Here is a 12,029-nt window from a genome sequence, read left to right on the forward strand (position 1 = left end):
CCATATCTCGGCAAAACTGAGAACCAGTTATAATTAAGAGTAATACTGATAGATAAAACTATTAAGTAAAATCTATGTATCACTACCAAAGCTGTGCTCTTCTAATAAACCCTTAAGCTCAGATAAACGTCCATGGAAAAAATGTCCTGCACCGTCCACCACACTAACACTAATACCTAAGCGTTCAGCAAATGCCTGCATAGTGGCAGGCTCAATCACTTCATCAGCATTACCATAAACCTCAAAGGTCTTGTCGGCTGGCAAATACAAATCGCTGCTGTCGTTCTTCTCCACCGATGGTGCGATAAGGGCGATTTTTGCAACTTCAAAATCACTCAACCCCCAAATATGAGAGGCTTCAAGTATTTGCTCAGCGACGCGTGCTGTCACATAGCCACCGAACGAAAAACCACCAAGCCATAGCTTGCGTGCAGCGCTTTGTTCTGCAATCCATTGTAGCACGGTCATTGCATCTACTACTTCACCATCGGCATAATCATGCTCACCAGTCGACTGCCCAACACCGCGAAAGTTAAAACGTACCACATGCATACCATTGTCACGAGCAAAACGGTACATGGTCGTGACCACTTTATTATTCATCGTACCATCAAAAAGTGGGTTGGGATGGCAAAGCAGCGCCACTGTATCGGTATCTGGATCATTAGGGTTATCTTGTTGCCATAGTGCGTCAACTTCAAGCACGCCAGCCGGAGCAGGAATCAATTGCATAGATTTACTTATAAATTGAGAATAGATAGGTTAATTATCCTAGATATGATTTATATTTCAAGTGATTTGCTGTGTACTGTTGCTGTTTGTTTGACTTTTGCTTGTTATAATCCATTATTTTGAGTAATTAGTGAATTTTCGTGCTTATCATCTAGAAACAAAGTACAAATAGAAACAATGTACAAAAATTAAGGATAATTTATGAAGACCCTTAGTAAAACCACAGTATTGACGGCTACTGTAGCCACTGTTCTTGCCTTAAGTGCGTGTCAAAGTACGCTTTCATCACCTGTTATTCAGCGCGCCAACTCAATTTATGAAACAACTGGTATCGCAGATACTAAGGTAAAGGCTCAACAAAATGCGATAGATAGTGCGCAAAAGACTTGCAAGAGTAAGCAGGTCATTATCGTTGATGACAAAATGACGTATAACGGTATCTTGGATGAGCGCACTGGACGTATGGTTGGACAAGCGGGTGCCGTTATTGGCTCAATCTTCGGCACTGGTACGCCAGATTTGTCCCGTAGTGACGATTATGAGTATAAAATTAACTTTCGTTGTCAGTAATCGTCAATCGCCTATAACAAATAAAACAGGTTGATAGTAGCATCACTGGCTTCTCTTTTTGTATGCCCGTTTTTGGGTTAAACTGTCGTATTAAATGTTTAAGCCATCTTATTTAGTCTAAAACAATCAATTCACAAACAAACAGACTACAAACACTCAGCTTTTAATCTGTCCTTACCTTTGGTTTTTTATTATGCGCAAACCCAATCTCTCAAATATCAAACAAGCAAAGGTATTAGCACCTGCCAAGGATTTGGCGACATTGGAGGCTGAACTCGCCGAGCAAGAAAACAGTCCTGAAGTCAACCTAGAAGACACCGTTCTGCGTCTTAGCGACTATCTATCAGCCGTTGATATGGTCATCAAGCAAACCTTTAATCATCGCGTGTGGGTAAAAGCTGAGATTCGCAACCTGTCTAGCAAAGGTGGACATTATTACTTTGAATTGGCAGAAAAAGACGACGATGGCAAAGTTATCGCAAGCTGCCGTGGTAACCTGTGGCGCTTTAAAGCCGACCGCGTCTTAGCGAAGTTTGAGCGCGCAACTGGCATGCCGCTTGAGCGCGATTTAACGGTACTGCTCAAAGTATCGGCAGGTTTTCATGCACAGTACGGCTTCTCGCTCACTATCGAAGACATCGATCCCAGCTATACGTTAGGCGACTTGGCGCGGCAATATGCCGAGATGATCGACCGCTTAACCGGTGAAGGTTTGTTACACCTGAATCAGCAGCTGCCTACGCCATTTGATATTGAGCATGTGCTGGTCATCGCACCCGAAAAGGCCGCAGGATTGGGAGACTTTCAAGCCGACGCAAACCGCTTAGCCAGTACCGGTGCGTGTCAGTTTCATTATCATCATGCTACCTTTCAGGGCAATCATGCCCCAAGCGAGATCCGCCAAGCAATCGTTAGCGCCCAACAGCAATTCCAAGATACTTATCAGCGTATACCAGATTTGTTAGTGATTATTCGCGGCGGCGGTGCCGTTGGTGATTTAGCCTATCTCAATGATTATGAGCTAGCGGCCCTAGTCGCTGAGCAGCCTATCCCTGTGTGGGTCGGTATTGGTCACGAGCGTGACAAAGTTATCTTAGATGAGGTCGCGCATACTAGCTTTGATACGCCATCTAAAGTGATTGCAGCTATAATGGCGCATTTAGCCCAGCTAGTCACTCAGACGCTGCAATACCAAGCACAGATTAAGCAAGCAGCAAAGCGGCAGTTGAATATGGCTGAGCAAAGAACGTCACGACAACTGAGCCAAATACAATCGCAAACTGTCGGTCAGCTAACCGCACTGCGAAAAGACAGCGATTATGCGTGGCGTAGCATTCAGCAAAGCGCACAGCGCCAAGTTAAGCAGGCAGCAAGACGAACTAGTGAGCTACGCGCGCAGACCCAATCCTCAGCTTATCAGCAGTTGGCAACGGCTGCTACAAATAGTAAGGATTATCGAAAAACTGTTATGCAAAATGCTCAGCAGCGCGTCATACAAGCGCAGCGTAACAGCGAGCATCTACGTGATATTGTACTACTACATCGTCCGTCTCGCGTACTCAAACAAGGCTATACCATGCTGACTGATACAAAAGATAAGCAGATATTGACCAGCAGTACGCAGCTTTATCCCGAGCAGACCATTCATATTGTCTTAAAAGACGGTAAAGCAAAAGCGCAGATTATTGATATCAAAACTAATAACAAGATGACAGAATCTGCTAATACGCTAACCGAATCATAAAACAGTTTTTAATAATTATTTACTTACTCAAACCATATTATCTACTTAGACCATTACAAGAAACTAGGAAACCTTATGACAACCCCTGCTCGCCGACGCAAAAAAGCCGCCCCAAAAACCTTTAAGGCGGCTTACGATATTCTAAAGACCAATGCAGCTGAACTACAACAACAAGATGAGCCTGATATTGATAACCTAATGACAACCGTTGAAGAGTCAATCGCCGCTTATCGCGTATGCGAAACTCGTATCAATGCCGTGCAACAAGCATTAGATGCAGCATTTGCTGAGGAAGAGAAAACAGAGAATAACGATCTTTAGACGGTCGTTACTCTGGCTCATCGACCTCAAAGACTTGGCGCAAATAGGCAAGATACGTATCATTATTGATCATCGTCTTACCTGGGCTGTCAGACAACTTAGCAACTGGCTGCCCATTGCATTCAACCAGTTTAAGAACGATATTAATTGGCGTGATGCCCATATCATTGGTGAGATTGGTGCCGATGCCAAAGCTGGTTTTGATACGATCTTTAAAATACTGATGCAGCTCCCACGCCTTATTGAGATTCAGACCGTCACTAAAGGTCAAAATTTTGGTCTTGGGATCTATCTTTAATTTTTTATAATGAGCGATTGCTTTATCACCCCAGCTATAGGGATCTCCGCTATCATGACGCAGGCCATCAAATAGCTTGGCAAAATACAAATCAAAGTCGCGTAAGAATGCATCCATACCAACGACATCTGTTAAAGCAATGCCCAAGTCGCCGCGATACTCATGTACCCACGCCTCAAGCGCCGCTTTTTGTGAATCTCGAAGACGCACATCTAGTGCCTGAAACGCCTGCATAAACTCATGTGCCATCGTGCCGATTGGCGTCATTCCCAGCTCTTTTGCCAAATATACATTAGAGGTACCGCCAACTATTTTTGGAGCAACTTTGTGTAGAGTCTCAACCACATGCGCTTGCCAAGCTTTGCTAAAACGCCGGCGAGTACCAAAATCAGCAACAATAAAAGGCGGTGTGTCATGACTGTATTGGGCTTGTTCTATTGCATAATTATGCAACAAGGCAACTTTTGCATCCAGTCTACGCTGGCCTTCTTTAATCACACTAGGATCAGACAATGCATTAAAATATAGCTCATTCACGATGGCTAATACAAACACTTCAAAGAACATCGCTTGTATCATCGGTCCTTCAATATCAATACATAACCTGCCTTTTGCGTCAGTACTGACCGTAATAAATCGACGCTTTAGCTGAAACAGCTCAAGATAATCAACGAAGTCTGAACGAATAAAACGCAACCCTCGTAAATATTCCAACTCGTCTTCTAAAAACCGCAATTCACATAAACTGTCGAGCTGCTGCTCAAGTGATGCTTTAATATCTGCTAGCGGATAAGCGGTGTCTTTGTTATTACGGCAACGAAAACGATAAACCCCATGCGTCTGCGGAAACTGATGTAGCATGGCTTGTAGCATGGTGAATTTGTACAAATCGTTATCAAGTAACGAGGTAATAATAGGTGCATAGGTAACGGTCATGCTAGGGCCTTAAAACGCAAAAATAATAAATAAACGTCACCTAACACTTAAAGCGACATAATAGGTGATTGATAAGCTCAAGATGATTACTGTTCATGAGTCATCAATAAAAGGTCAAGTATAACGAAGTTTGTTGTTTTTTTCAGAATTCGCTGTTGATTGCAGCAAAATTACTACGATTGCCTAGAGCGTATTCTCAATAACCAAACGGGAAGGTATCGAATGATCCTTCCTCTCGCTGTTTTGGCAGCGCTTCAACGGCACGCGTGTTATCAAACCAGATGTACTCATCGAACTGGGCTGGCAAAGAGGCATAAAAGTAATGACTCTGTAACTCAGTTTCAGGTCTATAAATGACGCCTATCGCTCGCTCTAATCGCTCTGGAAGCAATTTTTTACGAATGTCTTTATGTAGTGGATAGCGCAGTGGTAAAAGAAAATTATCAGCAGCGACCTTGTGAAAAATACGTTCATAGCTGTCAATATGTGATGGCTGTACTTGTTTTATCTCCATGGGCCCGCCCCAGCTAGACGCAGCAGCAACCGTACCATGATCAGTACCAAAACCTATATTATAAACTTTGTCAGCATATTCTTGACGCGCCAATTGGCCTATATTTAATTCGCCACGTGTACTCATTTGGGTTGCTCAAGCATCACCAAGGTGGGAATTATGTGCCCAAACAACTGCCTTTGATTGGGTGCCTCTAAACTCAAGCACTGCCTGTAGTGTGTCAAACATGTGCTGATCGCGCTGGTTCCATGAGTTGTTTTCAGCATAATATAGGGTACGGTAATAGCGTTCGGCATTGGCTATTAGCTGAGCATTTTGCTTGGCGTCAAAAAACTGCTCTTCGTTAGCTTTAGAATGCTCTAACTCTGTCTTGAGTAAATCCTGCAGATTTTTGAGTACTTCTGCTTCACAACTTTTATGTTGCTCGGTCATCACTGCACGGCCGTACAAAGCAGGGTCATCTGCCCAAGGTATCAGACAATCATAACGCCCGCGGACAATTTCTGCAGTCTTCGGATCCACTTTTTGCAAATAGTCCAATACTCTGTCAATAGAACTGTATAAGCTGTATAAATCCAGACCATACAAACCTACTTTTTGTTCTGAAGATTCAGTTTTAGCATTCTCAATTTTAGTATTGTATGCATGAAGCCAATGGGTAAACTCAAGCATGGATTGATTAGCCCACATCCAAGTAGGAAATCTGGAAAAAGGTTTATTCTGTAGCAAAGCATCTTGCTCTCTTCCATGAATATAATGATGGATATGCGCAGCATCTGTCCAGTCCGCTTCAGCAGTGACAATAGTAAAGCCTTTCTTTTCTATGAGCTCTTTGGTAATACGTGCGCGCATCTCATAAAATTCAGCCGTGCCATGTGATGACTCGCCAAGCAATACAACACGGCTGTCTCCAATACGCTCCATGAGATTATCTAGATTGACGTCATCAATACTTGCAAAATGTTCACTTGATTGACCAATCAATTCAGACAAAGCTCTATTAGCTTTCATCCCTTTTCTCCTTCCAACCTGCTGCACCAATCAGAGGTACAAAACGAACACTTCCCAAATCTTTTGTCTCATATTCCTCTTTACTGATACGCCGAATACGAACCAGTTTTTGTGACTTCAATGTTGAGCCAACGGGAATGACCATACGTCCGCCGATGGCGAGCTGTTCTTTGAGGATTTGCGGCGCTTCAGGTCCTCCTGCTGCAACTATAATGGCATCAAAAGGAGCATAATCTACCCACCCAAGTGTCCCATCGCCATGCTTGACCTGAACATTGGTATACCCCAATTTTTTTAGTCTCATTTGGGCAGTATCTGCCAAAGCTTTGTGGCGCTCAATCGTATAGACATGCTCACAAATCTCTGCAAGCACAGCTGCAGCATATCCCGACCCTGTACCGACTTCCAGTACGCGGTCGTCTGACTTCAACTCAAGTGCCGCCGTCATCAAAGCAACGATAAAGGGTTGTGAGATGGTCTGGTTTTCTTCAATAGGTAGGGGTGAGTCTTTGTAAGCAAACTCGATGAGATCTGTAGGTATGAATGCTTCACGTGGTACCGTACCTAGCGCATTAAGCACTGTTTGATCGTGAATGCCGCGAGCTGCAAGTTGGCGATCTATCATTTGCTGCCTTAGTTCTTCAAAATTATCCATGATGGTTTCCTTAATTTTTATTTTGGAGTAGTCAATACCATTGATATCGTCAGTCCCAAATAAAATAGATAAACATACATAACTGAGAAAAATTTATTTGTTGGCTATACGCTTTTCCAAAGACTATGACAATTGCTTTTAGCTGGCTTACATTCTTTTTAGTTTATAGATGTTTTACTTACTTTAGGCTTTAGCACTCATAAACTGGGCGACATAGTCGTCGGCTGGATGGTAGCGTAACTCATGCGGTGTGCCCGTTTGCACTAAGCGCCCACCATTTAAGATACTAATACGTTGACCGACTTTGACCGCTTCATCGATATCATGCGTGATAAAGACAATGGTCTTATTCAACCGCTCTTGTAGCTCAAGCAGCTGATCTTGCAATTGAGCACGGATCAGTGGATCAAGTGCAGAAAACGCCTCATCCATCAGCAAAATAGGATTGTCTGTTGCCAGCGCGCGCGCAAGCCCAACACGCTGCTGCATACCACCTGATAACTCATCAGGATAGCTGTGTTCCAAATTTTGCAAGCCCACTTCATTAAGCCAGTGCCGGGCAACCTCATGGCGCTCACTGACACTCATTTTACGGACGCGCAAACCATAAGCGACGTTTTGCATGACGGTCATATGAGGCACTAAGCCAAAATGCTGAAACACCATGCTAACGGTTTGCTGGCGATAGTGTTGTAGCCCTTTATCGTCAAGCTTTAACACATTGATCGCAGAAGATGATTTTTCAGATCCTACTGGGTCTTTAATGTTGTCAGCAGTCATTGTAGTTGGCTGCACATTGGCAGTATTTTTTGTATTGATATTTTTTGCATTGATAGAGGTATCTACCCATATTTTGCCGCTGGTTGGATCAATTAAGCGGTTGATATGGCGTATCAATGTTGACTTGCCAGAGCCTGACAAACCCATAATACAATGCAGCTCGCCCGCTTTAACATTCAGATTAATATCATATAGCCCAACCGAATAGCCAGTTTGCTCTTTCACCTTAATGCTGTCCATACCCTCAGCCAGTAACGTCAGTGCAGACTGTGCTTGCGTACTATTGGCATTATAAATCTTACTGATATTCTCTAATTGGATATGATTCATCGTGGTTCTCGCTATTGGTATTTATTGTTGTCGTTGTTATGGTTTTCGTTATTGTCACTTTCGCTGTTTGTTACGCTCATTTTTAACGGGGCATGTGCACCTTAACGCCAAGCAAACTCCTAACCAATCGGACGTTTGCCCCCTTCAATGGTTTTTTGACGCGCACGCTTACCTTGACCAAAAGCTTGAGTAATACGGTCGATAATAATAGCAACGATGACAATAGCGGTACCTGCTTGTAAGCCTTGACCGATATTGAGCGTTTGGATAGATTGCAAGACATCTTCGCCAAGACCAGGTGCACCAATCATGGAAGCCAGTACTACCATAGCAAGCGACATCATTACTGCTTGATTAATCCCCGCCATGATACTAGGCAGTGCTTGGGGCAGCTTAATCCAGACAAGCAGCTGCAAATGAGTGCTACCAAATGAGCGTCCTGCCTCGACCATTTCATGATTGACTTGAGTAATACCCAAAGTCGTTAGACGTATGAGTGGCGGCAGTGCATAAATGACTGTGGCAAACAGCGCCGGTACTTTACCAATCCCGAACAACATAAGTACCGGAATAAGATAAACAAAGCTTGGCATGGTCTGCATCACATCTAGTACAGGTGTCACAATCTTACGAAGTATCTTGCTACCTGACATGGCAATACCAATAGGAATACCAATCACTACCGTAACCAATACTGATACAATCAGTAGCGCTAAGGTATCGATGAGCGCGCCCCATAGACCAAAAGCACCAATTAAAAATAGCCCTGCACCACAGGCTAGCGCAAACCATATTTTGCGGACACCAAACCATCCTAGTATCGTTACAAGCGCGATAATGATCCATGGTGGAATAACGGTTAACAGACGCTCAATGGGTAGTAATAGATAGGTTAATGCCATCGTACTGATGGTACGAAACACATCACCATAATTTTGAACGACGCTTGCCAAAGTATTATTCAGCGGAGTCTCAAGTGACCAAGAAGGGAAGCTTGATGCTAGACCTAATTGATTGTCACTGGCTGCACTGTCATTAACAATGCCAGTATTAGTAACAGCTGCGCCTGTTAAGCTTATACCTAACTTAGCAGCTAGACGCTTGGCTGCTTCATCAGACAACCAATCTTGCCAAACATTTGGGTTATCACGTAAAAACGCTAACGCTTGCTCATCTCCACTACGCTTAGTCTCACTCATCTCTAAGATAGCGCCATTGAGCTTGTCAGGGGTGAATTGAACCTTTTTGAAGACATCAGCGAGCTCAGGATTAGATTCTATAAAAGGCGTGGATACTGCAATACCTAAAGGAGACACAGGGAAGCCAGACACACAATCAGCGGTACCATCAGCTCGTAACAGATCTTGCCAGCAGGCATTATCATGAGCTGGGAACTCTAATGACGCAAAGTCATATTTCGCCATCAAACCCGTAGGCTGCCAGTAATAAAATAGTAGCGGTTTGTGCTGCTCAAACGCAGAGGCAATCTCAGCATCAAGAGCTGCTCCAGTACCAGGATGGGCATTATTAAAAGTGCTGTCTAAACCAGTATTTTTAAGCAAACGAGTATTAAAAACCTCGCATGCCCAGCCCGATGGACAGTTCATAAAACGTGACTTACCAGGTTCTTCAGGGTCTGGAAATAACTCAGCATATTTAGGCAAATCTTGATAACTGCGTAAACCTGGGTTTTCTTCTAAGACATATTTGGGTACATACCAACCTTGAGTTGCGCCGCCCTTGAGCGTATCGCCAATGACTGCCACTTTATTCTGTTCAATGGCTTGTTCCATAATCGGCGAGCGTCCAACCCATTGCTCACCAATGACTTGAATATCGTCCTGTGACAATGCCGTCTCAAGCGCAGGGCCTGCTCCTGGTACTTCTTCGATCGTACAGTCATAGCCATCTTCAGTGATGTACTTAAGCACACCAGAGATAAACTGACCACTCTCCCAAGTCAGCGCGCCAAATTTGATAGGTGATTGGCAGGCTGCTGATGCCGATATTGGCAGTAACAACGCGCTCATACAAAGTAAACTTAACGCAATCCATTGGCGCATGTTATGTCCTATTTATTATTATTTTAGCCAGTCATTATCAATATTAAAGTTTATTGCTAACCAGAAATATAAATTTACCACAACTACCATCTAGTAATATTACGAAGTGTAGCGATTTATAGTATTGATGACAAACGCTTACTTATTCATCACTAGTGCTTTTTTTGACTAAAAAAAGCTTATAATTGGTAGTACATGCTAATGGTTTTAGCTCTTTTTTTAAAAACTGACTATATTTCAAATAAAAAAACAGCGCCTATGCTAATAGACGCTTTGATACTTTAAATAACGAAGCTTAAATATTAACTACTTTAACAGCAGAGCCATACCTTTTTTAAATAGCTCACCATAAGGCGGCAACAACAAATTCATACCATTAAGCTTCGATTGTACGAAGACAGGCTTCATATGACTTAAGCGCTCAAATCCTGCTTTACCGTGATAGGCCCCCATACCTGAGTGACCTACTCCGCCAAATGGCATATCATGCTGGGCCACATGCAAGATGACCTCGTTAATACAAACACCACCCGACACCGTATGCGTGCGTACTTTATCAACGTCGCGATCATTATTACCAAATACATATAATGCTAACGGACGAGGTCGCTCGTTAATGAAACGAATGGCATCATCAAGTGTTTCGTAGTCCATTAATGGAAGAATCGGTGCAAAAATCTCCTCCTGCATCACGTCACTGTCCGTTTCAGGATCAGTAACGACAACCGGAGGCATCAAACGTGTCTCAGAACTTGCCTTAACATCAGTAAGCGGCTGTACACGTTCTTCTGGCAATTTTTGTAAATAACCTGCTACACGCTTAAACTGGTCGTCATTAATAATGTGACTATAGTCTTGATTGTTACCAATATTAGGATAATGTTTTTGCATCCACTCTTTTGCTAGGCTAATAAAACGCTCATGATATTGACGTTGAATCAACACATAATCAGGCGCGATACAAGTTTGACCAGCGTTAAGGGTCTTGCCCATCATTACGCGATTGACTGCGTTCTCTAAATTCACATCATCGAGCACGATGACTGGCGACTTACCGCCCAGCTCAAGTGTCACTGGTGTTAAGTTCGGTGCTGCTGCTGCCATGACTTTTTTGCCGACAGCAGTAGAGCCAGTATAAAGCAGATGATCAAACGGCAGCTTACTAAAAGCTTCAGCAATATCGACTTCTCCCAGTACGACACAGACCATATCTGATGAAAAATAATGCGCGACTGCTTTAGCAAATGCCTCAGCAAATTTTGGTGCAGCCTCACTCATTTTAACCATTACTCGATTGCCAGCAGTCAAGGCATCAATCATCGGCCCTATCGCCAAATATAATGGGTAATTCCATGGCACCATGATACCGACCACGCCTAAGGGCTGCGGCTGAATCTCGTTATGCGCAGGCATATATAAAGCTGATATGGATGCGCGGCGGGTTTTCATCCAAGCTTTACCATGTTTTTTGGCATGACTGATACCCGTAAAGCTAGGGAATAGCTCTGCAAACTGCGTCTCTGACTCGCTACGATAGCCAAAGTCTGCACTAATAGCCTTGGCTAAGGTTGTTTGATTATCGCTCAATAGCGCTTCTAGATTGTCTAACTGACTCTCACGCGTGCTCCAATCAGTAATGGGCTGATGACGGCTCAAGGTTTGTAGGCGCGAAAAATTTGCTTGTAATTGCGCTATCGTCGTAATAATACTCAATGGCTTTTGAGAGTCAATTGACGTTTGATTATTTATCGCTTCGCTGTTTATAGTTTGGTCATTATCTGTCATGTTGCTTCCTTGTCATACATGCTAAAGTGAAAGCACTCTAGCCAGTTGCTACTTAATGTAGCGTATCGAGTGAGGAATGAAAAGGTTGATTCACATACTGATAGGTTTGCACCAGCTGTCTTTTAAAGCAGTACTTGGCTACATTAACCTATTTATAAAATAAGCTGTCATCTACAGACTGGGTGATAATAGCAAAAACTGCTAAACTCGTTATTATCTTTAATTATGTATTATTCTCTCTTAAACAAATCATAAATACGACAAATTGCACCTACCACAATAAGAAGCTG

General features: G+C 43.2%; 9 protein-coding genes and 1 pseudogene. 3 read left to right on the forward strand and 7 right to left on the reverse strand.

Features of this window, described 5'->3' with window-relative positions:
• Nucleotides 1-72: 72 nt before the first annotated feature.
• Nucleotides 73-732, reverse strand: a complete 660-nt coding sequence (locus ACTXGH_RS06145) for an alpha/beta hydrolase (protein WP_439295974.1) — start codon at nucleotides 730-732, stop codon at nucleotides 73-75.
• Nucleotides 733-933: 201 nt separating this feature from the next.
• Here ACTXGH_RS06145 and ACTXGH_RS06150 point away from each other — a divergent pair, with 201 nt between their 5' ends.
• From ACTXGH_RS06150 to xseB, 3 genes are all read left to right on the forward strand, one after another.
• The gene (locus tag ACTXGH_RS06150) at nucleotides 934-1,302 is read left to right on the forward strand and encodes a hypothetical protein (protein WP_439295975.1); all 369 of its coding nucleotides are present in this window, start codon (nucleotides 934-936) and stop codon (nucleotides 1,300-1,302) included.
• 193 nt (nucleotides 1,303-1,495) lie between these two features.
• The gene (xseA, locus tag ACTXGH_RS06155; protein WP_439295976.1) at nucleotides 1,496-3,046 is read left to right on the forward strand and encodes an exodeoxyribonuclease VII large subunit; all 1,551 of its coding nucleotides are present in this window, start codon (nucleotides 1,496-1,498) and stop codon (nucleotides 3,044-3,046) included.
• Between the two features lie 75 nt (nucleotides 3,047-3,121).
• Nucleotides 3,122-3,367: an exodeoxyribonuclease VII small subunit gene (gene xseB / locus ACTXGH_RS06160; RefSeq protein WP_439260761.1), complete on the forward strand. Its 246-nt coding sequence runs from the start codon at nucleotides 3,122-3,124 to the stop codon at nucleotides 3,365-3,367.
• A gap of 7 nt (nucleotides 3,368-3,374) precedes the next feature.
• On the opposite strand, the gene pncB is transcribed toward xseB, so the two are convergent.
• From pncB to ACTXGH_RS06190, 6 genes and pseudogenes are all read right to left on the reverse strand, one after another.
• A complete protein-coding gene (pncB, locus tag ACTXGH_RS06165) occupies nucleotides 3,375-4,601 on the reverse strand; it encodes a nicotinate phosphoribosyltransferase (RefSeq protein ID WP_439295977.1) in 1,227 nt (408 codons plus the stop codon).
• A gap of 196 nt (nucleotides 4,602-4,797) precedes the next feature.
• A pseudogene (locus tag ACTXGH_RS06170) lies at nucleotides 4,798-6,126 on the reverse strand (erythromycin esterase family protein).
• Nucleotides 6,116-6,781: a protein-L-isoaspartate(D-aspartate) O-methyltransferase gene (locus ACTXGH_RS06175; protein WP_439295978.1), complete on the reverse strand. Its 666-nt coding sequence runs from the start codon at nucleotides 6,779-6,781 to the stop codon at nucleotides 6,116-6,118. Before ACTXGH_RS06175 ends, ACTXGH_RS06170 begins: the two are co-directional and overlap by 11 nt.
• A 183-nt stretch (nucleotides 6,782-6,964) precedes the next feature.
• A complete protein-coding gene (locus ACTXGH_RS06180; protein WP_439295979.1) occupies nucleotides 6,965-7,891 on the reverse strand; it encodes an ATP-binding cassette domain-containing protein in 927 nt (308 codons plus the stop codon).
• A gap of 119 nt (nucleotides 7,892-8,010) precedes the next feature.
• Nucleotides 8,011-9,954, reverse strand: a complete 1,944-nt coding sequence (locus ACTXGH_RS06185; RefSeq protein WP_439295980.1) for a glycine betaine ABC transporter substrate-binding protein — start codon at nucleotides 9,952-9,954, stop codon at nucleotides 8,011-8,013.
• A gap of 306 nt (nucleotides 9,955-10,260) precedes the next feature.
• The gene (locus ACTXGH_RS06190; RefSeq protein ID WP_439260755.1) at nucleotides 10,261-11,739 is read right to left on the reverse strand and encodes a coniferyl aldehyde dehydrogenase; all 1,479 of its coding nucleotides are present in this window, start codon (nucleotides 11,737-11,739) and stop codon (nucleotides 10,261-10,263) included.
• Nucleotides 11,740-12,029: the final 290 nt, after the last annotated feature.

Source organism: Psychrobacter sp. 1Y10 (assembly GCF_052259005.1).
Taxonomy (GTDB): Bacteria; Pseudomonadota; Gammaproteobacteria; order Pseudomonadales; family Moraxellaceae; genus Psychrobacter; species Psychrobacter saeujeotis.

Bases quoted from the DNA above. Each gene is read 5' to 3' on its own strand.
- ACTXGH_RS06145 (WP_439295974.1), bottom strand. From the start codon at position 732: ATGCAATTGATTCCTGCTCCGGCTGGCGTGCTTGAAGTTGACGCACTA.
- ACTXGH_RS06150 (WP_439295975.1), top strand. From the start codon at position 934: ATGAAGACCCTTAGTAAAACCACAGTATTGACGGCTACTGTAGCCACT.
- xseA (WP_439295976.1), top strand. From the start codon at position 1,496: ATGCGCAAACCCAATCTCTCAAATATCAAACAAGCAAAGGTATTAGCA.
- xseB (WP_439260761.1), top strand. From the start codon at position 3,122: ATGACAACCCCTGCTCGCCGACGCAAAAAAGCCGCCCCAAAAACCTTT.
- pncB (WP_439295977.1), bottom strand. From the start codon at position 4,601: ATGACCGTTACCTATGCACCTATTATTACCTCGTTACTTGATAACGAT.
- ACTXGH_RS06175 (WP_439295978.1), bottom strand. From the start codon at position 6,781: ATGGATAATTTTGAAGAACTAAGGCAGCAAATGATAGATCGCCAACTT.
- ACTXGH_RS06180 (WP_439295979.1), bottom strand. From the start codon at position 7,891: ATGAATCATATCCAATTAGAGAATATCAGTAAGATTTATAATGCCAAT.
- ACTXGH_RS06185 (WP_439295980.1), bottom strand. From the start codon at position 9,954: ATGCGCCAATGGATTGCGTTAAGTTTACTTTGTATGAGCGCGTTGTTA.
- ACTXGH_RS06190 (WP_439260755.1), bottom strand. From the start codon at position 11,739: ATGACAGATAATGACCAAACTATAAACAGCGAAGCGATAAATAATCAA.